Origin of the sequence: Methylotenera versatilis 301, assembly GCF_000093025.1 — a bacterium.
GTDB lineage: Bacteria > Pseudomonadota > Gammaproteobacteria > Burkholderiales > Methylophilaceae > Methylotenera > Methylotenera versatilis.
In genome coordinates this window covers 2,346,852-2,365,255 of sequence record NC_014207.1, presented here as the reverse complement: position 1 = coordinate 2,365,255, position 18,404 = coordinate 2,346,852, and the positions used below count along the sequence as shown (strand labels likewise).

Here is an 18,404-nt window from a genome sequence, read left to right as displayed (position 1 = left end):
AATTACAATTTCAATGTTCAATGAAACAATCAGTTAACAATCGTACTTCATTATGATGCGGTTAAGTTAAGCTAATTTGTTTTTCAACTTATTTATTATAAAGTTAGAGCATTGATTAAACTCACTTCAAAACGTATTTTAACAGTTAAATACACATGCATCGCGATGTGTATGGGCTTTGGAATGTCGTTTAATGTGAGTGCTGCGGGAAAAACCAACTTCATTGCAGCAGGTAGTGTTGAAAAACCCGTCCCTGGTGAAGAGGCCGCAGGTGATGGCATGCGACAAACGCTCAATCTTAATTTTAGCCCAGAAAATCGCGAAAAAATTCGTAAGGCATTAGATGATTATGCCAAATCAGTAGACCAAGATCATGACCGAATTGAAGAGCGTCGTCGTGCTATGCAAGAGAGCCTAAAAGAGCGTTTTTTAGATGCTGACAATGATAATGACGGCACTATAGATAGGCAAGAAGCTACAGAAAAGCTACCGCAGATCGCAAGGCTTTTTAGTCAAGTGGATACGAATCAAGACGGTGTTATTTCATTAGAAGAACTGCAGGACGCGCAATCTCGCGCAGCTGAACGTAGAAGTGCTGCAGAAGCTACAATAGAGGCGCAAAAATTACAGGCAACAGACGCCTCAATAGCCGCCAAATCTAAAAGCAAACAAGCTTCTAATAATTCCAAAAAGCGCACTTATTAGCTATCAAGCTATCATTACGCTGTATTCAGCGTTATTTCCCCTAGCCGCTTTACCATTTTCTTTACAGATTAATATTAGCGACTGATGAGCTTGATTCTAGAAATCACTGACAGCATTCAGCAAATTGATGCCCAAAGTTGGGATGCCTTAGTGGGCGATATGCCGCTACTCAGCCATGCATTTTTGAGTGCTCTGGAAAGTTCCGGCTCAGTTGGTAAAGGCACAGGTTGGCAGCCTTACCCAATGCTAGTGCATGACGATGGTAAATTAGTCGGCGCAATGCCGCTATACATAAAAAGCCACTCTTACGGCGAATACGTATTTGACTGGGCGTGGGCTGAGGCTTATCAGCGCAATGGACTAAATTATTACCCTAAATTAGTTTCAGCGATTCCGTTTACGCCCATCACTGGCCAGAGGTTGATTGCAAATAACCCGCAAACACAAGTGTTGATGGTGGAAGCGCTCACTGAAACCATGCACAAACATCAGTTGTCGTCTGCGCATGTGCTTTTCCCTGATGATGCTTCTGCAGCTGCGTTTGAAAAGGCCGGTTGGTTGCAGCGTAACGGTGTGCAATTTAGGTGGCAAAACGATAACTTTACGGATTTTGAAGATTTCTTACGTACTCTCAGTCACGATAAGCGCAAGAAGATTCATCAAGAGCGTAAAAAAGTTAACGCTTCCGGAGTGGTTTGCAAGCGCATTAAAGGTGCCGATATTACGCCAGAGGAGTGGAGTTTTTTCTACGAATGCTATGAAAATACCTACCTTGAGCATCACTCAACACCTTATTTAACGCCTGCATTTTTTCAGCAAATTGGCCGTAGTATGCCGCAGAATATTTTGCTGGTATTGGCCTATTTAGAGGGTAAGCCAATAGCCGCTGCGCTGAATATTTACCATCAAACTACCTTGTATGGCCGCTATTGGGGCGGGTTGAGATATGTACCTAATTTGCATTTTGAGCTATGTTATTATCAGGCTCAAGAGTTTTGTATTGCAGAAAAGATTCAGTATTTTGAAGGAGGCGCGCAAGGTGAACACAAGCTGGCTCGTGGTTTTAAGCCACGCCCAACTTGCTCCTTTCACAAAATTGCGCACCCTGATTTTGCGCATGCTATTCAAACGTTTGTCACACAAGAGTCACAAGGTATTGCCGCTTATACCAACGAGCTAGAGGAGCGCGCGCCGTTTAAAGCGCAATAGACTTAGCCAGTATCACCATTCTTCGCTGCATTAAAATGACAATCAAATGCGTTACCAAGCAATCTCTTTGCCATCATAAGCAATAAATTTTCCAGTATTACTCAAGTTCAACTCCTCAATCACCTTACGCAAGCCTGCCACGCTGGTTTTGGTATCTATCAATGCATTACTGCCGCCCATGTCTGTTTGTACCCAGCCTGGGTGTAACGTTACTACGGCAATGCCTGCAGCTTGTACGTCTATCGAAAGGCTTTTCATGACCATATTCACAGCCGTTTTTGTACTGCGATAAATGTAACTTCCGCCGCTGGTATTGTCGCTCATGCTGCCCATTTTGCTAGAAAGTGTCGCAATTTTTTTAAGCTCACTATTGGCAATATGTGCAGTAAAAGCTGTGGCCATTTTTAGCGGTGCAATGCTGTTGATTTTAAACGCGTCTAGCCAATCGTTGGTATCCGCATCACCCAAACTACTTTCAGGATAAACGCCTGCGTTATTGATTAACACATCAACTTTTTCATTTTTTAATTGCAAAGCCAGCGCATCAATTTGTGCAAAATCTGCTACATCTAAATGCAATATACGAATGTTGGCATGCACTTTCGCCAAAGCCTGCAAGGCGCCAGCGTGCTGAGGATCGCGGCAACACGCCAATACGTTCCAACCATCTTGCGCATATTGTTGAGTGAATTCCAGTCCAATGCCACGATTGGCGCCAGTAATTAATACTTGGTAAGTCATTGCTAAATCCTCAAATAAATAATTGATAAATTATCCGCCTAAAAATACAAAAGCCACAATCTAAGTTGTGGCTTTTTAAACGCTTTATGGATCAGGCTATTTAGCCATATCCTCCATTTTATGTTCTTTCATTTTGCAATGCTTGCCCATTTTTTCTTTCATTGCATCACGCTCGGCTTGGTCGATTTTACCGTCTTTATTAGTATCCATCTTAGCAAACATCTCATCTGCCATTTTTTGATGTGCTGCGGTAAATTCATCATGGCTTATTACGCCGTCTTTATTGGTATCAGCGTCTTGCATGGCGTGCATGTGATCACTGTGCATGCCATCTTTACCATCATGGTTAGCGTATGCCATTTGCGTTAAGCCCAACGCCAAAGCCGCCACTACTGAAATTTGTAAAATTTTCATACAATATCCTTTATAAAAAAGTGTTGTGTCACACATAACGTAGACTAGCCATTTGTGTTGACGTTCATTGTAGAAGAAACTGACTGTATTAGAGCAACACAAATGGCTAAATTTAGTGCTAGCAGGAACATTTCAATCTCATTCGTATCCTATACGTTCAATTCATTCGATATTTAAATTATGTATAAATTAAGCGTCAATTTAATCGCTATCATGTTATTTGCCATAAGTAGCATAGCCAGTGCACAAACCTTTTTTGATGAAAACTTTACCGGAAAACATGTAGAGAAGTTCGCTGACGGTAAACCAAAATACGAAGTCAATATTAAAAAAGGCAAAAAAGAAGGGCTGGAGATTTTTTACTACCCAAATGGTAGCAAACAAATTCAAACGAACTACGTGGACGATAAAGAAGACGGTGTTTGGAATCAATGGTACGAAAATGGTCAGCTAAAGCTAGAGGCGCATTACCAAGCAGGGCAAGAACATGGAATGTTTACGCAGTGGTATGAAAATGGACAAAAAAGGCTAGAAGCTAATTTTATACATGGTAAAAAAGATGGTGTTGAATACGCGTGGGCTAAAGATGGCAGCATCAAATCAACAACCAGTTACAAAGACGGCCAAGTGGTTGCTGAGTAGATCAGCAATTGTCAGTTGAAAATTAAAAACACATTTAAGGGCAATAAAAGTAGTTTGCCTAGCAAAATTTGCGCTCAATGCGGCTTAAGCATGACATGGCGAAAATCTTGGGCCAAAAACTGGGATGAGATTAAATATTGCTCCGACAAATGTCGAACGTTATCGAAAGCTAAAGTATGACGCGTCACCTTGTTCTAATTTTGGGCGACCAATTAAATCTTGATAACCCAGCGCTAGAGGATTTTGATTCTACGCAAGATGCAATTGTAATGGCAGAGGTAAGCCATGAAGCAACTCAGGTTTGGAGCCACAAAGCGCGAATCGTCTTATTTTTATCTGCCATGCGCCACTTCTATGCGGCGCTAGTTCACCAATATCCAAGCGGCTTGCAAGGCAGTTATTTAAAATTAGATGAACACAGTTTTGCAACACTTAAAGACGCATGGGCACAGCAAATCTCCTTATTAAAACCGCAAAAAGTGATTGTTTGTGAACCTGGTGAATATCGCCTAGAGCAAGATTTAATTGCGCTGTGCAAGGAAATGAACGCGGAGTTAGTGGTGCGTGATGACACACATTTTATGTGTTCTAAAGCAGACTTTATACATTGGGCAAAAGTGAATAAGCAATTACGCATGGAGTTTTTTTATCGCAAAATGCGTCAAAAATATGATCTACTAATGCAAGGTGATGAGCCGGTAGGCGGCGCGTGGAATTATGATGCTGAAAATCGCAAAACCTTTGGTAAATCTGGTCCGCAAAATGTGCCTGCAGCACCGCAAGTAAGTATTGATGGACTTACCCAAACAGTCATAGATACTGTAGAAACATATTTCCCTAATCACCCAGGGTCGCTAAAAAACTTTATTTGGCCTGTCACCCGCGCAGCTGCACTTCAGTTTTTAGAGGATTTTATCAAAAACAAGCTGGCAGGTTTTGGTGACCATCAAGACGCGATGTGGCAATCAGCTAATAGTAGTCAAAGCCCATATTTATGGCATTCTCTGCTGTCTACTTCTCTTAATTTAAAACTACTCAATCCGCGAGAAGTTATCGCTGCAGCAGTTGCGGCTTATCATCAACAGCAATTACCTTTAGCCAGTGTAGAGGGGTTTATTCGGCAAATTTTAGGCTGGCGCGAGTTTATACGCGGCGTATATTGGCTAGATATGCCAAAAATGGGCGAGGCCAATCATTACAAGCATACATGCACACTGCCAAGCTGGTATTGGACTGGCGATACGCACATGAATTGCATGAAACAAACTATAAACGACACCATGCAGCACGGCTATGCGCACCATATTCAACGCTTAATGGTCACCGGTATGTTTGGCATTCTGGCTGAGTTAAATCCGCGTGAAGTGGAAGCTTGGTATCTAGCTGTGTATGTAGATGCTGTTGAATGGGTAGAACTACCCAACGTTGCTGGCATGGCCTTGTACGCTAACGGGGGGCGCTTTACCAGTAAGCCCTACATCGCCAGTGGCGCGTATATTAAGCGTATGAGCAACTATTGCAGCCATTGTAAATACAAGCCAGAGCTAAAAACCGGCGAAACCGCGTGTCCAACCACCACACTTTATTGGAATTTTTTAATTAAACATTACGACACCTTTAGCCGCAACCCACGCACCACCTTAATGACTAAAAATGTAGATCGATTCAGCGAGGCAGATAAGGCCGAAGTGCAAGCGCGCGCTCAATATGTACTTCAGCAGATCAATGCCATTTAAGCAAAATCACTAGGCACAATTACGCTAAGTACATAGGGTAGGTTTTGAGATAGCGTCCATAATGCAACACACAGAGCGAATCATTGTGAGTCGCCAAAATCAAAAGGATAATAATCATGTGGACAACACCAGCAGCTACAGAAATGCGTTTTGGCTTTGAAGTTACAATGTACGTAATGAATAAGTAAGTTGAATAAATAAGCTGAATAAGTAATCAGTTAATTGATTTAAAAATATTAAGCCCAGTGAGAAGTCACTGGGCTTTTTAATGGGCATTAAAACAAGCAACCAAGTTTAATCTTCTATTCTAAAACCCACCTTAAGGGTGACTTGAAAGTGAGCAACTGCTCCATCAACAATATGCCCGCGCGTTTCAACTACTTCAAACCACTCCAAATGCTTAACCGTAAGTGATGCTTTGGCAATGGCGCTTTTAATTGCATCGTCCGTACCGATGGGTGAAGATCCAACTAACTCAATAATTTTGTAAGTGTGATGTGACATCATGTTCTCCAGTTTTTTAAAATAATGCGTTCTATTCTTTGAATCATTAATTTAGAGATTTTATAATCGCTAGGTGGACAGTTAATATAACCTATTTCGCTACTATAAAATGTGTCTGCGTCAAGTTTGTTCAACCGCTATACGGCTAGAGTTAGCTGTTTTCTATACAGATATAGCAGGGTGTAAGCCCCTACCGTTAATGCTAGCTCGGTGTAGCCAACATAAATAAAAAAACGCCCCAATCTCTCGAAAGGGGCGTCTGAATTGGTGGGAAAGAGTCCCCATAACAACCTTCTGAAAGCCTTGTTCGACTTACATACTACGGGGATTGTATTTCAATATACCGTCAAATATACCGTCATAAACTTAATGTAAGACTATTTAAAGTCTTAGATTGAGGGTTGCTGAGCAAGTCCTACTCTTAAGCCGTGGCCTTTGACCTCGCCAGTCTCGGAAATTAACTTTACTCTGAATATGGCGGGGCTGTCGATAACTATTTGTCGCAATATAATGAGCGATTGGACGGACATGATATTTGCACCGTTTTTGATATGTTCCACAGGTGCTACTTGTTGACTTTCCATTTCTGACATCTCAACTTCAGCCATAATGGTTTTGTCTTTTGACACAACTAGTTTAAGTTGCTTAAACGGTTTTTTAATATCTGTGCTTGATTTGCAGCTTAAACATAATTTTTCAATGGTAAATGGGAATGCTGGAACGAGCATTTCCCCTCCGTAAACACCCATTAAGGAAATTTTATTTCCTGCTTCAACTCTTACATCATCGCACCAAATTGTTTGTAATGTTCTAGCCATCCTAGCTAACAGCCTCAATGATTTCGACAATGCTAAGGCCGAATACTTTTGCCAGCTTCTTGATGGTGGATAGCTGTATATCATCTATTCCGTTTTCAATTCTTGCGATATAAGGTTGCTTTGTATTTAGCTTTTCAGCAAGTTGCTTTTGTGACCATCCTCTTTCAAGTCTTAATTTTGATAAAGAATTATTATCTTTATAAAATGAATCTGCAACCCATTTGCGGCCCTCTGGCAATGATTCACTGAAGTCGGAATCGCTCTCTAAATCAGCTAAAAAATCATCCATAGATACAAAGCCGTTCTTTGGCTTTTTGACTTCAACAAAATCATTGAATACATATATGGCTGCTATTGACTCGGTTGAAGCTCGAGCAATCGAGTCATTAATGATTACCGATTCCGAGCTTGATGTAGGTCTGAATAAGTCGTTTTGTAATTTCATTGGTTGGGTCATAATCAAAGTCTCTATGTACTACCGCTAATATATAAAAAGTTGGGATGCGTTTTTCTAAAGCGTAAGCGTAAATAACTCTGTATCTTAATCCTACATTTTCTAAATCAAATAACTTTAAGCGCCATAAGTTATAGCCTAGATTCCAATATGCTTGCCATTTACTTACATTAAAGGCATCTTTATCAGGTTCACCATGATTATGTTCAAGTAAGTGGCCTAAAAACTCTTGGTTGTTATTTAACTGTTCAAAAAAAGCCACAAGCTTGATTGCGGCTGTATTGCTCTTAACTTTTATAGCAAGGATGTCTTTTTTGACATCAGGTAAAATATTTAGGTTAAACATTATAACTTATAAGTTATATATTTTCAATGGAAACATAACGACTTATGCGCCTCTCTTTATAGTTTTAATTAGTACAGTAGAGTGAGTATAAAGGATGTAAGCCCACTAATTTATTGCTATCATCAAATTAATTGTAGTATACATGGCATTCTAATGCTAGCGCTGACACTAAATCTAAATGACATTATATTGGTCAATCTCTTGCATTAACCTATCAGTATCAACCATTGCTTTGATGATTTTTTGATAGTGCACAATATCCTCATAGCCTAATGTATGCCCTTTACGGTCTTTTAGCCATTTTTGCGCAGGTTGGTAGCCACCGATATAAAACTCCCACGCTAACTTTGGCACGCCCTCAAAATACTGAGTTTCATTGATATAAACCTTGCCATCATCATAACGTGGCTTATCAACTAAGTTGTTACCGCCCTCAGGGTATCTGGTAATAAGTTGATTGATTGCCGTATCTTCTAGTAAGTGTAATTGACGCAGTTCATTACCTAGTGCCACGAGCAGCCAGAATTGTTTTATATCGCTAGGGTATGGCACGCGAGGAAAGTCTATTTTAAGAAACTCCTTATAGGTCTCACGATAGGTTGGGCTGTGCAGTACCGCGTAAATGTAATCAAGTAAATCAATCGGAGAAAAGGCGTTGGCGTTATCAGTTTTTTCTGGTGTAAATGTAAGTTGTAAACTTGTGGCAATTGCTTTAACAATTTGCATATTTAGGTTGGGGGTGCGGCTGGCATCTGAAAGCATATCTTTAGTATCGGGGTAAATGTATAGTGGAAACCCATAACCAATTTCAGAAGTTCTATTTGAAACTAAACATGATTCAAAAATATACTTAGTTATAAAACAATGACAGTAACTATCTCCTGTTTTAACTTGTCTCAATGCAACGAGCCCTAAATTGTCAGCACCTTGCAATTGTCTCATCACGGCTCCGCGTGGCATGCAGTGAAACCCCTTTGAATGTCCCGTGTAATATGTGAAGCGGTCATCAAATGGACGGTAGCTAATTTTAGATAAATACTTATCAAAATTAACTTCTGATTTCTCCAAATCAGCTCTTGCATAAGCAACCTTCCAATCACGTACGTCCGCACCTAATGAAAATTCATTACGCGCTATATCATCATTTATAGATAAGAATTTCTGAATGGTCTTTTTGACAGCTTCTTTTGAATGGTGGATTGTGAAATTATCTCTTGCTGTCACAATGCCGACAGAATTAATTGGAAATAATGCTTGTATACTGAAGCCTAAGCTATAGTTTACTAATTCAGTTTCATCACGCTCCACCCAAGCATAATGTGGAATTGAAGGTTTTAGTCTAGTGTTGATTAGGTTTATGTCACTTTGGTTAAGATAATTGTATTTATATTCTCTCTTACCAAAAATCTCACTGTGCCAAATGTTGGCAGATGCGCCTTTTGCTTTTTTCCCAGTTTTAACCATAAAGGCAATTGAGACTCCTTGCTGTATATCAAATACGTTTTCATCTTTTCCCCCATCAGGTGCGGTTTCTTTTTTCTTTGCGTTACCATGTAAATCTAATATGTAAATGTCATCAAAAGACTGCATTAACGCCCAGCGCATGCCACGGAAGGTTGGGTTATCTAAGTAGCTATGATTAGTAATAAATGCTAAAACACCTTCTCCATTTTTATCAATAAAATGTTGTCCATAACGAATGAATTTAACGTAATCATCATTTAGCCATTTAGAGTTTGTCTCTTGTAGTTTACCTCCAGTAGGTTCTTTTTTATAACTTTCCAGCAACGCTTCAATCCACTCGCCTTTATTGGATGAGTGCCCACTGTATGGAGGGTTGCCCATTACTACCATCACAGGTGCATCACGCTTGATATGATTCGCCTCATTCGCCTCTGTACTTAACCAACTTGCAAACAAAGTACCCGTATCAGGGTGATGTTCTTCTAGGCTATTAGTAAGGTAGATGCGAAGTCGCTCGGGATTGCCCTCTGGTTTATAGCCCGTCTCAGTCAGCAACATATCTAACTTAAGATGTGCCATTGCGTAACTGGTCATCAGCAGCTCAAAACCATTCAAACGCGGTATCAAATGCTCTTTAACGTAGCCTGACCATGCGCCCTGCATTTTTGCAAACTGGCTATTGTAAATGTGTCGTACCGTTTGTGCTAAAAACGTACCTGTGCCCGTTGCTGGGTCTAGTATTTGCACTTTATGTAATTCATGCTCGCTTTTAACAAGCTTGCCTTTGCTACCAGCTTGGATAGCTTCTATAGTCACTTTGGTTTTGCTAGTATCTGCTAAACCCAGTGGCAGCTTAAAATGTGTTTTGAGTATGTCGTCAACCGCTCGCACTATGAAGCTCACCACAGGCTCAGGCGTGTACCATACACCTCGAGATTTACGCAGTTTTGGGTCGTACTCAGCTAAGAATGTTTCATAGAAGTGAATAATGGGGTCGTGCTGCCGTGTGCTTTTGCCGAAGTTGTGCATCACACTAGCCACATCGGTAGCTAAAAATATCGACACCAACTCATCTACTAGCCAAGTAAGGCGAATATCTAATTCGTACCCAGCAATATACTGGAATAGCTTGCGCAGAAATGGGTTGCTCTGCGGTATTAGTGTTGCAGCTTCTTGGCGTGAGAATGTTTCTAATGAAGGGTCGTGATAGCGTGCTGCAAACAACCCGTAAGCGATAGTCTGAGCGTATATATCAGCAAAGCTAGTGTTATCAATATCGTGAATTAAAATGCTTTTAAACGCTGCCATTTGCCCTTGCAAGTCTGTGCTGCGTTGAGCTTTGCCATCTTCATCTAATGCGGATTTAATCACCTGTGCCATTAACTTGGCTTTAGCCGCCATCATTTGCGCTAAGGTGCTAGGTGATTTAATCGTTTGGGTTATTTGTAAGGCGAAGTTTTCAAATAAGGCAGTGAAGCGGTCAAAGCTATCAGGCTTCGCAAAGATTTTGCCATTTTCAATAGTGGCGATTGAAACGCTATTCACTAGCACGCCGTTTTTAAAGAAGTGAAATTCTAGGTAGTCAGTAATAACCAGATTATTTAGTGCGGCTTTGTAGCGGTCAAATTGTTCTTTGTGTATTTTGTCACCTAGTTTTACACCGACGTCTTTAGCTTCAATATAACCAATAGGCACATCTTTGCGAGTGAGAATGTAGTCAGGGGCGCCACACTCAATGCGCTTAGGCTCGTTGGTAACTGCCACATCTTTTAATATACTGGTTAGTAGCTGCTGCAAGTCACCGCGATAGCTATGTTCAGTGCTGTTGCCTGTATTGAATAGTGAACTTACATTGCCTATATATTGTTGAATGTTCATGGGTACGCTTATTGTTTTTGAAATATCACTCTTATTCTTTGAGTTTACCCTAATTGAAATATCCCGTCATATTATTGCTATTACCGTCAGCTGTACGTTCCGTCCCCTCTCCCTATACGCGTGATTTTAATCGACTGTGCTTTTAATACGTCTTATTGCGTCACGTGCGGTGCTATTTGGTAGCAAGAAGTATTGTCGAAATATTTATTAAACAAATACCCCGCGAGCTAAGTCATTGGCTGACTATACTTTGAGAATAGAGTTATTGTTAAGAGTCTTTTTAATAGTTTCTTTCATAAAATTTTATCAAAATAAACAAAGGAGTTATATATGTTACCAACTAATGCTGTCCAAAGAGTTCCGAAAATTCTCAGAATGCGTCAACTTGTAGATGCTGTCGGTTTGTCACGCACATCAATTCATAGATTGATGTCAAAGGGACTTTTTCCAAAGAGTATTAAAATCGGTATCAATGCCGTAGGTTGGGAATTGGCAGACGTAGAGTTTTGGCTTTTTGAGCGCCGTATGGCCGGTGTTAAATAATGATTAAAACAATTCAAATTAATAACCCAACAAATGAAAGGAATTTAGATGCAAATTAATAATACTGATGCTAATGATACAAGTGGTTTTTATACTGTGAACTTTGAGACTTTTACGCAAACTCTTGAAGAGTCAACAATTGAAGAATCATATGAGATGGGTGGGGGCGTGGCTATTTATTACGGAACGAGAAACGGCTCGCCCGTCTGGCTTATGGATAACCCTCTCGGTAAACTATATGGTGTTTGGGTGGAAGAAAATGGACAACATCCTCATTGATGCAAGCCAAAGAGGCAAAGGGCGCGAAACTTTAAGCGCTCCTTTTTCTCTGGATAACAACGCACAAAAAAGCCTTGATATGATGACTGATGGTTTTGATAGACTGACGCTTGTTCTGCAAAGCGTTAGTATAGAGAGCTTAAAATCAGCTTTAGCTAATCAAATTGAGCGATTAAACATCGAAGGCGCATTGCGTGTTTCTGCTGAATTGACAGCACGCAGCATTGCTCCTTGCTTTCGATATTTGCAATCTCAGGTTCATCCTTTGAATAACGGTGGTTCGATTGTCCTGAACACAAGTCAGCGACGAGAACTTGAAACCGAGGGAGCTATCGTTATTCGAGATGATGAACTAACCATTAGTGAGTCAGTGGCTCTGTCTAGTGGAGCTGATTACATAATGTTGTGCGCAGACTTGCAGTGGATTGTTGCAAAGTATCCAGACCATTTGACAGAATGGCAGCGGGCTCAAGCAATCTTTAGCCCGATGCGATTTAGAAAGGTTGCTGAGTATTTATATTGGGGTGGACAAAGAACATCGGGTCAGATTGCAAAGGCTATGGCACTTACAAAGTACCAGCAACGTGAATGTGCTTGGATTCAATGCCTGAATGTCAAACGGTGGAAAGTTAGACTATTTGAACGTCTGACAATCGCTAAAGAACGCATTGCACTAGCTATTCGCGATAAAGATAAACGGTCAATTAAAGAACAAGATGCAACGATTGAGAATCGTTCTAACTTATGGTTATGTGCGGAACTTGCGGAGTGGAAGCCCCAACTAACAGCTAATCTATATTTGATGTTAACTGGTCAAAAGCTGTCACGTCAGGCAGTTGCTAATCAGCTCTCTAAACTGCCTAAAGTACGTCGGGTTGATGAAGTTATTGCTTATTAGAAGCTCGCTGTTGGAGTGAAACTCCAACTGTTATCGTCACCCCTTTGAAGCCTTGCTATCATTGGTTTAAAGGGGGTGACAAAAACGGCAGTTTTATAGGGTGACAGTCCAAAACATTTTGTCACCCTCTTGTAGGGGTGACAAATAGAGCTAAAAATAAATTATCATTTTTGTCTCTAGCAAAAAAAGACCGAAGTCTTATTGCAGAAAACCAACCTTCACAGTAGACCATTAATCAACTGGGACTACAATATGAAGACCTTATACTAAGCCTGTTTAAAAGGTAATACCTTTGCACCAGCTTTAAGCTCGTCTAAATAATCAGCCCATTGTTGCATCATGACTTTTCGCTGGTCAATAAACCTAGTTCGGTTGTATGCTCCACCCAAGTTATCAGGTACACGATGTGCTAACTGATGTTCAATGATATGCGGGTCAATATTTAATCTCTCGTGTAGTATTGTTCTAGCCATTGCTCTAAACCCATGCGCGGTGATATCTTTTTGAGTGTCGTATCCCATGCGTTTTAATGCTGCATTTACCGCACTTTCGCTCATTGGTTTAAGTGGTGAATGACCGCCCATAAAAACGTATTTACCATGCCCTGACAATGGGTGAAGTTCTCGTAAAATAGCTACTGCTTGAGTAGATAATGGCACTAAATGGTCTGTTTTGGTTTTGCTAACTAAGTATTGCCAAATGCCTGTATCTAAATCAATATCAGACCATTTAGCCATTCTAAGTTCGCTAGGTCGTGCAAATACCAACGGCGATAATCTAAGGGCGCATTGCACTGTAAACGTACCAGCAAAGCCTTCAATGGCTCTCAATAGTTCGGCAACATCTTTGGGTTCGGTAAATGAAGCCATGTGCTTTACTGTCGTGGCTGGCAAAGCGCCTTTAAGGTCAGCAGTTACGTCACGAATTGCGCGACCTGTCTGGACTGCATATCTAAATACTTGACCAGCCGTCTGTAACGTTCTATGTGCTGTTTCCAGTATGTTTAGTTTCTCAATGCGCTTTATAGCCTCTAATACTTGCGGTGCCGTTATTTCTGCAATAGGCTTTCTACCTATCCACGGGAATAAATAAAGTTCAAAGCGTCTGATTACTTTTTCTTTATGACTGTCTGCTTTGCCTTTCATATGTGACAACCACCACTCGCGGGCAACCACTTCAAAACTATTTTCAGCACCTAATTTTTTAGTAGCTTTAATGGCCTTGCGATTTTCATTCGGGTCTATCGGTGGGTCGTTAGATAAAAGCTTGCGAGCGCTGTCTCTTTGCTCTCTAGCCTGCGCTAGTGATACATCAGGGTAAGAACCTATTGCAAAAGTTTTTCTGAGGCCGTCAAAGCGATAATCTAGTCGCCAAAGCCTGCTACCATTAGCTTGAACTAATAAATAAAGAGCTTTTTCATCCGTCACCTTGTAAGGTGCGACCTTTATTTTTCCATCTTTGTCTTTGTGTTGTTTGGCTTTCGCTTGTATGTCTGTAAGCATCTTGACGGTATCCCTAAGCAATAATTGCTCGATACCGTCAACAGTACCGCCTTAAGTGACGGTATGTCAAGTTATCTGATGGGACGAGGTGGTACAATAAAAAAGCCCCGAAGCTAGTGACCTCGGGGCTTTTAGTGCTTCACGGTACTCTGTGAAACAACGCATTGGTGGTGAAAGAGGGACTTGAACCCTCGACCCCAGGATTATGAATCCTGTGCTCTAACCAGCTGAGCTACATCACCGTATAAATCGGTTGCCAAAACTTTAGCAAGGGCGCAATTCTAGTGGTTTAGGCGCAAATTGTCAAAGCTAGTTTGCAATTTTACCTTTAACTTTATATGTTGAAGTGTAGGAAGCTAAACTTTAAACCTTGAGCAGCTAAACATTAAATCTAAAGTGCATCACGTCGCCATCTTGCACAATATATTCTTTGCCTTCTAAGCGCATTTTTCCTGCTTCTTTGCTGCCTTGTTCGCCTTTGTTTTTAACGTACTCTTCGTATTGAATGACTTCTGCGCGAATGAAGCCGCGTTCAAAGTCTGTATGAATCACGCCTGCGGCTTGTGGGGCAGTTGCGCCTTTTTTCACAGTCCAAGCACGTACTTCTTGCACGCCAGCGGTAAAGTAGGTTTGTAGGCCTAGCAAGTCGTAAGCAGCCCGAATGACGCGGTTTAGGCCTGGTTCCTCTTGTCCGAGCTCTGATAAGAATAATAATTTATCTTCTTCGTCTAGCTCAGAAATTTCGCCTTCAATCTTTGCGCAAATACACACCACTGGCGCGCCTTCTGCTTTGCCTAGTGCTACAACTTTGTCTAATAAGGGGTTGTTCTCAAAGCCTGATTCATCTACGTTGGCTAGGTACATCACTGGTTTTACGGTAATGAGGCAAAGCGGTTTAAGTAGTTGTAGTTCTTCAGCATCTAAATTTAGCGTGCGTACAGCTTTGGCTTGGTCTAAACATGGCACCACTTTTTCTAGCACTTTTAAAAGTGCTATCGCGTCTTTATCGCCACTTTTAGCTTTCTTGCTTTCGCGCTGCATGGTTTTTTCTACAGTTTCCATGTCGGCAAGTGCAAGTTCTGTGTTAATCACTTCAATGTCTGAAAGTGGGTCAATTTTGTTTGAAACGTGAATGACGTTTGCGTCTTCAAAACAACGTACCACGTGTGCAATCGCGTCTGTTTCGCGGATGTTTGCTAAGAACTTGTTACCTAAGCCTTCGCCTTTTGATGCGCCTGCTACTAGGCCAGCAATGTCTACAAATTCAACAATTGCAGGTTGTACTTTTTGCGGTTTAACAATATCGATGAGCGCTTGCATGCGTGTATCAGGCACTTCTACAATGCCTACATTTGGCTCAATCGTGCAGAAAGGGTAATTCTCTGCCGCAATGCCAGCTTTGGTAATAGCGTTGAATAGCGTGGACTTGCCCACATTTGGTAAACCAACAATTCCGCATTTCATCTAAATTCCAATCATTTGTACCTTGTCATTCCGTGCTTGATATGGAATCTAGCGTCTTTATGTAAGTCACTAGACTCCTACTTTCGTCGGAATGACGCAGGTATGTTTATTTTTTAGTATGCAATTTTAACATTGCGCTTTCAAACTCGCCCGCAAGCAGTAAATCTATCAGTTTGGTGCTTTCGTACACTTTTTCGTCTATAGCGGCTTGCTCATCTTTTGTTGGTGCTTTTAGAACGAAATTAACTACTTCATTTCGATCGCCCGGGTGGCCAATGCCTAATCGCAAGCGCCAAAAGTCTTTTGTACCAAGTGCAGTCTCAATATCTTTTAAGCCGTTGTGACCACCGTGACCACCACCCACTTTTAGTTTTAAACCGCCCGCAGGTAAATCCAGTTCATCATGAATCACTAATATTTCAGCGGGTGTGATTTTGTAATAATTTGCTAAGGCGGCCACTGATTTGCCACTAGCGTTCATAAACGTAGTGGGTTTAAGCAGCCATGTATCCGCTTTTGATGCTAACTTGCCCGCCACACCGAAAAACTTGGCATCTAAGGCCAATTTACTATTAGTTTGTGCGGCAACTTCATCTATCCACCAAAAGCCCGCATTGTGGCGTGTGGTAGTATATTTTTCACCAGGATTGCCTAAGCCTACAAGTAGTTTTATTCCAGTCATCATGCTATAAATCCAATTTTCGTCGCCACACAGCGTTGCTCACAAAAAATTACTCCTTACATATCACACATATGCGGCGTCGCAATTTTTTGCTCGCGCCTTGTTTGGCATAGAAACTTGAATTTATACTCTTGATATAGTACCAATAAAAAACGCGCACTTCATAGTAAAGTGCGCGTTAGTTAGCATGCTTGTAAATTAAGCTGCTGGTGTTTCTTCAGCAGCGTCTGCAACGCCGCCACGTGTTTTAGCAATAGCCGCAACAGCTGCATCGTTACCGTGAGCTAGTTGTACAAACTCAACGCCTTTTGCCAATTTGATTTGTGACAAGTGAATTGAGTGACCCATTTCTAAACCAGCTAAGTCAACTTCAAGGAACTCAGGCAAGTCTTTAGCCAAGCAACTTACGTCAGCTTCAGTCAAAATGTGCGCAACGATACCGCCGCCTGTTTTTACGCCTGGAGCGATGTCAGCATTGATAAAGTGGAATGGCACTTTAACGTGGATTTTTTCAGTAGCACTTACACGTTGAAAATCAATGTGTTGAATAGTGTTGCGAACTGGGTGCATTTGGAAGTCACGTAACAATACGTTTTCTTTTTTGCCATCTAAGTTCAAGCTTAGTACTGAAGCATGGAAAGCTTCGTGACGGAACTCTAAGAATAATTCTTTAGCGTTAATTTCAAGCGTTACGGCTTCTTTACCTGCACCATAAACAACACCTGGAACTGTGCCTGCGCGACGAAGACGGCGGCTCGCACCCGTACCTTTTACATCACGCTTTACTGCATTAATTTCGATAGACATTTTACTACTCCTAATTTGATACTGCTTTTACTGCTAGGCTTTTGATGGCCTTACTACACAAAAACTGCATACCGCGACCAGTCTGCAGGGTTAAAAACTTTTAATCCATAAACAATGAGCTTACGGAATCTTCACTACTAATTCTACGAATCGTTTCAGCTAATAGTTCAGCTGTGCTTAATTGGCGGATTTTTTTGCAGTTGGCTGATTCAGCACCAAGCGCAATGGTGTTGGTCACTACTAGCTCATCTAGTTCAGAACTCATAATACGATCAGCTGCGCCGCCAGATAATACTGGGTGAGTGGCATATGCGATTACTTTTTTAGCGCCAAATTTCTTAAGGGCTGCAGCGGCTTCACACAGCGTATTTGCCGTATCGACCATATCATCCATAATCACACAGGTGCGGCCAGTCACGTCACCAATAATGTTCATCACTTTAGCGACGTTTGGTTTTGGGCGACGTTTATCGATAATTGCTAAATCTGAATTTAATTGTTTAGCGGCTGCGCGCGCACGTACAACACCGCCAACATCAGGTGAAACCACCATTAAATTATCATGATTTTGTTTTAATAAATCAGCTAACAAAATCGGTGTTGCGTAAATATTATCAACAGGAATATCAAAGAAACCTTGAATTTGATCTGAGTGCAAATCCATCGTCAACAAACGATTCACACCAACGCCTGTGAGCATGTTTGCAACGACTTTAGCTGTAATTGCTACACGTGCTGAGCGTGGACGACGATCTTGACGTGAATAACCAAAATATGGGATTGCTGCAGTAATGCGACCAGCAGATGAGCGACGAAGCGCGTCCACCATGACCATGACTTCCATTAAGCTGTCATTGGTTGGGTGGCTGGTAGATTGCAGCACGAATACATCTTTACCACGTACGTTTTCGAGCAGTTCAACAGTGGTTTCGCCATCGCTAAATGTGCCAACGTGCGCACGACCAAGCTCAATGCCTAAGTGGTTAGCTACTTCTTGCGCTAGCACTGGGTTAGCCGTGCCAGTAAAGACCATTAAGTTGCCGTTAGACATCTGTTGATTTCCTATTAAACCGTGCTTGTAAACACTGTGCTTAAAGCCTCAGCGTCAAACTATCAATGAAAACTTTGCTCACAAAAACTTACAAAAAATAAAAGCGCGTAAATCAAAAATCTACACGCTTTGTATTCTAAGAAAAAGCAGCTTTATTTCTGCTTTCTAAATTTGGCTGAGGAGGAAGGACTCGAACCTTCGGATGCTGGGATCAAAACCCAGTGCCTTAACCAACTTGGCGACTCCCCAATATTTTAATCAGTCTAT

21 protein-coding genes and 2 tRNA genes are annotated in these 18,404 nt (G+C 41.3%); 9 read left to right on the top strand and 14 right to left on the bottom strand.

Going from position 1 to position 18,404, the window contains the following annotated elements:
- Nucleotides 1-111 precede the first annotated feature (111 nt).
- Nucleotides 112-705 (top strand): EF-hand domain-containing protein, encoded by a 594-nt coding sequence (locus M301_RS10755; protein ID WP_238524634.1) that lies wholly within the window; start codon nucleotides 112-114, stop codon nucleotides 703-705.
- 84 nt (nucleotides 706-789) lie between these two features.
- On the top strand, nucleotides 790-1,914 hold the full coding sequence (locus M301_RS10750; RefSeq protein WP_013148805.1) for a GNAT family N-acetyltransferase: 1,125 nt from the start codon (nucleotides 790-792) through the stop codon (nucleotides 1,912-1,914).
- A 51-nt stretch (nucleotides 1,915-1,965) separates the two neighbouring features.
- Here M301_RS10750 and M301_RS10745 read toward each other — a convergent pair whose 3' ends face one another.
- Together M301_RS10745 and M301_RS10740 are read right to left on the bottom strand one after the other, a co-directional pair.
- A complete protein-coding gene (locus tag M301_RS10745; RefSeq protein WP_013148804.1) occupies nucleotides 1,966-2,655 on the bottom strand; it encodes an SDR family oxidoreductase in 690 nt (229 codons plus the stop codon).
- Nucleotides 2,656-2,751: 96 nt separating this feature from the next.
- Complete coding sequence (locus tag M301_RS10740) at nucleotides 2,752-3,069, bottom strand: EF-hand domain-containing protein (protein WP_013148803.1); 318 nt, start codon at nucleotides 3,067-3,069, stop codon at nucleotides 2,752-2,754.
- Between the two features lie 213 nt (nucleotides 3,070-3,282).
- Between M301_RS10740 and M301_RS10735 the strand changes: the two genes are divergently transcribed.
- From M301_RS10735 to pqqA, 4 genes are all read left to right on the top strand, one after another.
- Nucleotides 3,283-3,711 (top strand): toxin-antitoxin system YwqK family antitoxin, encoded by a 429-nt coding sequence (locus M301_RS10735; RefSeq protein ID WP_049769974.1) that lies wholly within the window; start codon nucleotides 3,283-3,285, stop codon nucleotides 3,709-3,711.
- A 15-nt stretch (nucleotides 3,712-3,726) separates the two neighbouring features.
- On the top strand, nucleotides 3,727-3,891 hold the full coding sequence (locus tag M301_RS14840; protein ID WP_013148801.1) for a DUF2256 domain-containing protein: 165 nt from the start codon (nucleotides 3,727-3,729) through the stop codon (nucleotides 3,889-3,891).
- The gene (locus tag M301_RS10730) at nucleotides 3,888-5,447 is read left to right on the top strand and encodes a cryptochrome/photolyase family protein (protein WP_013148800.1); all 1,560 of its coding nucleotides are present in this window, start codon (nucleotides 3,888-3,890) and stop codon (nucleotides 5,445-5,447) included. Before M301_RS14840 ends, M301_RS10730 begins: the two co-directional genes overlap by 4 nt.
- Nucleotides 5,448-5,563: 116 nt before the next feature.
- Nucleotides 5,564-5,635 (top strand): pyrroloquinoline quinone precursor peptide PqqA, encoded by a 72-nt coding sequence (gene pqqA / locus M301_RS14785; protein ID WP_012777389.1) that lies wholly within the window; start codon nucleotides 5,564-5,566, stop codon nucleotides 5,633-5,635.
- Between the two features lie 106 nt (nucleotides 5,636-5,741).
- Here the strand turns inward: pqqA and M301_RS10725 are convergent, their stop codons facing one another.
- From M301_RS10725 to M301_RS10705, 5 genes are all read right to left on the bottom strand, one after another.
- Nucleotides 5,742-5,951 carry a dodecin gene (locus M301_RS10725; protein WP_013148799.1) on the bottom strand — a complete coding sequence of 70 codons (210 nt, stop codon included), beginning with the start codon at nucleotides 5,949-5,951 and terminating at the stop codon, nucleotides 5,742-5,744.
- A gap of 389 nt (nucleotides 5,952-6,340) precedes the next feature.
- Nucleotides 6,341-6,769, bottom strand: coding sequence for a hypothetical protein (locus M301_RS14290; RefSeq protein ID WP_013148798.1), 429 nt, complete (start codon nucleotides 6,767-6,769; stop codon nucleotides 6,341-6,343).
- Between the two features lies 1 nt (nucleotide 6,770).
- Entirely contained in the window at nucleotides 6,771-7,214 is a 444-nt protein-coding gene (locus tag M301_RS14440) for a helix-turn-helix domain-containing protein (protein WP_013148797.1), read from the bottom strand.
- The gene (locus M301_RS10710; protein WP_013148796.1) at nucleotides 7,156-7,569 is read right to left on the bottom strand and encodes a hypothetical protein; all 414 of its coding nucleotides are present in this window, start codon (nucleotides 7,567-7,569) and stop codon (nucleotides 7,156-7,158) included. Before M301_RS10710 ends, M301_RS14440 begins: the two co-directional genes overlap by 59 nt.
- A gap of 174 nt (nucleotides 7,570-7,743) precedes the next feature.
- Nucleotides 7,744-10,911 carry a type ISP restriction/modification enzyme gene (locus M301_RS10705; protein WP_013148795.1) on the bottom strand — a complete coding sequence of 1,056 codons (3,168 nt, stop codon included), beginning with the start codon at nucleotides 10,909-10,911 and terminating at the stop codon, nucleotides 7,744-7,746.
- Nucleotides 10,912-11,241: 330 nt separating this feature from the next.
- On the opposite strand from M301_RS10705, the gene M301_RS10700 reads away from it, so the two are divergent.
- From M301_RS10700 to M301_RS10690, 3 genes are read left to right on the top strand one after another with little or no spacing between them, the layout of a single operon-like run.
- Complete coding sequence (locus tag M301_RS10700) at nucleotides 11,242-11,454, top strand: helix-turn-helix transcriptional regulator (protein ID WP_013148794.1); 213 nt, start codon at nucleotides 11,242-11,244, stop codon at nucleotides 11,452-11,454.
- 48 nt (nucleotides 11,455-11,502) lie between these two features.
- Entirely contained in the window at nucleotides 11,503-11,733 is a 231-nt protein-coding gene (locus tag M301_RS10695; RefSeq protein ID WP_041359460.1) for a hypothetical protein, read from the top strand.
- A complete protein-coding gene (locus tag M301_RS10690) occupies nucleotides 11,714-12,631 on the top strand; it encodes a hypothetical protein (RefSeq protein ID WP_013148793.1) in 918 nt (305 codons plus the stop codon). Before M301_RS10695 ends, M301_RS10690 begins: the two co-directional genes overlap by 20 nt.
- Nucleotides 12,632-12,897: 266 nt before the next feature.
- On the opposite strand, the gene M301_RS10685 is transcribed toward M301_RS10690, so the two are convergent.
- The 7 genes from M301_RS10685 to M301_RS10655 all read right to left on the bottom strand — a co-directional run bounded on the left by M301_RS10685 (nucleotide 12,898) and on the right by M301_RS10655 (nucleotide 18,386).
- Complete coding sequence (locus M301_RS10685) at nucleotides 12,898-14,133, bottom strand: tyrosine-type recombinase/integrase (protein WP_013148792.1); 1,236 nt, start codon at nucleotides 14,131-14,133, stop codon at nucleotides 12,898-12,900.
- A 165-nt stretch (nucleotides 14,134-14,298) separates the two neighbouring features.
- A tRNA-Met gene (locus tag M301_RS10680) sits at nucleotides 14,299-14,375 on the bottom strand.
- Between the two features lie 136 nt (nucleotides 14,376-14,511).
- Nucleotides 14,512-15,597 (bottom strand): redox-regulated ATPase YchF, encoded by a 1,086-nt coding sequence (gene ychF, locus M301_RS10675; RefSeq protein WP_013148791.1) that lies wholly within the window; start codon nucleotides 15,595-15,597, stop codon nucleotides 14,512-14,514.
- Nucleotides 15,598-15,703: 106 nt separating this feature from the next.
- A complete protein-coding gene (gene pth / locus M301_RS10670) occupies nucleotides 15,704-16,279 on the bottom strand; it encodes an aminoacyl-tRNA hydrolase (protein WP_041360099.1) in 576 nt (191 codons plus the stop codon).
- 198 nt (nucleotides 16,280-16,477) lie between these two features.
- Nucleotides 16,478-17,086 carry a 50S ribosomal protein L25/general stress protein Ctc gene (locus M301_RS10665; protein WP_013148789.1) on the bottom strand — a complete coding sequence of 203 codons (609 nt, stop codon included), beginning with the start codon at nucleotides 17,084-17,086 and terminating at the stop codon, nucleotides 16,478-16,480.
- A gap of 100 nt (nucleotides 17,087-17,186) precedes the next feature.
- Nucleotides 17,187-18,137 carry a ribose-phosphate pyrophosphokinase gene (locus tag M301_RS10660; protein ID WP_013148788.1) on the bottom strand — a complete coding sequence of 317 codons (951 nt, stop codon included), beginning with the start codon at nucleotides 18,135-18,137 and terminating at the stop codon, nucleotides 17,187-17,189.
- 172 nt (nucleotides 18,138-18,309) lie between these two features.
- Nucleotides 18,310-18,386 (bottom strand) — tRNA-Gln (locus tag M301_RS10655).
- Nucleotides 18,387-18,404 lie beyond the last annotated feature (18 nt).

Excerpts from the sequence above, each read along its gene's own strand:
- M301_RS14290 (WP_013148798.1), bottom strand. The coding sequence starts at position 6,769 with ATGGCTAGAACATTACAAACAATTTGGTGCGATGATGTAAGAGTTGAA.
- M301_RS10740 (WP_013148803.1), bottom strand. The coding sequence starts at position 3,069 with ATGAAAATTTTACAAATTTCAGTAGTGGCGGCTTTGGCGTTGGGCTTA.
- M301_RS14440 (WP_013148797.1), bottom strand. The coding sequence starts at position 7,214 with ATGAAATTACAAAACGACTTATTCAGACCTACATCAAGCTCGGAATCG.
- M301_RS10710 (WP_013148796.1), bottom strand. The coding sequence starts at position 7,569 with ATGTTTAACCTAAATATTTTACCTGATGTCAAAAAAGACATCCTTGCT.
- M301_RS10705 (WP_013148795.1), bottom strand. The coding sequence starts at position 10,911 with ATGAACATTCAACAATATATAGGCAATGTAAGTTCACTATTCAATACA.
- M301_RS10660 (WP_013148788.1), bottom strand. The coding sequence starts at position 18,137 with ATGTCTAACGGCAACTTAATGGTCTTTACTGGCACGGCTAACCCAGTG.
- pth (WP_041360099.1), bottom strand. The coding sequence starts at position 16,279 with ATGACTGGAATAAAACTACTTGTAGGCTTAGGCAATCCTGGTGAAAAA.
- M301_RS10735 (WP_049769974.1), top strand. The coding sequence starts at position 3,283 with ATGTTATTTGCCATAAGTAGCATAGCCAGTGCACAAACCTTTTTTGAT.
- M301_RS10695 (WP_041359460.1), top strand. The coding sequence starts at position 11,503 with ATGCAAATTAATAATACTGATGCTAATGATACAAGTGGTTTTTATACT.
- M301_RS10700 (WP_013148794.1), top strand. The coding sequence starts at position 11,242 with ATGTTACCAACTAATGCTGTCCAAAGAGTTCCGAAAATTCTCAGAATG.
- M301_RS10690 (WP_013148793.1), top strand. The coding sequence starts at position 11,714 with ATGGACAACATCCTCATTGATGCAAGCCAAAGAGGCAAAGGGCGCGAA.
- M301_RS10685 (WP_013148792.1), bottom strand. The coding sequence starts at position 14,133 with ATGCTTACAGACATACAAGCGAAAGCCAAACAACACAAAGACAAAGAT.
- M301_RS10730 (WP_013148800.1), top strand. The coding sequence starts at position 3,888 with ATGACGCGTCACCTTGTTCTAATTTTGGGCGACCAATTAAATCTTGAT.
- M301_RS10750 (WP_013148805.1), top strand. The coding sequence starts at position 790 with ATGAGCTTGATTCTAGAAATCACTGACAGCATTCAGCAAATTGATGCC.
- M301_RS10745 (WP_013148804.1), bottom strand. The coding sequence starts at position 2,655 with ATGACTTACCAAGTATTAATTACTGGCGCCAATCGTGGCATTGGACTG.
- ychF (WP_013148791.1), bottom strand. The coding sequence starts at position 15,597 with ATGAAATGCGGAATTGTTGGTTTACCAAATGTGGGCAAGTCCACGCTA.
- M301_RS10665 (WP_013148789.1), bottom strand. The coding sequence starts at position 17,086 with ATGTCTATCGAAATTAATGCAGTAAAGCGTGATGTAAAAGGTACGGGT.
- M301_RS10725 (WP_013148799.1), bottom strand. The coding sequence starts at position 5,951 with ATGTCACATCACACTTACAAAATTATTGAGTTAGTTGGATCTTCACCC.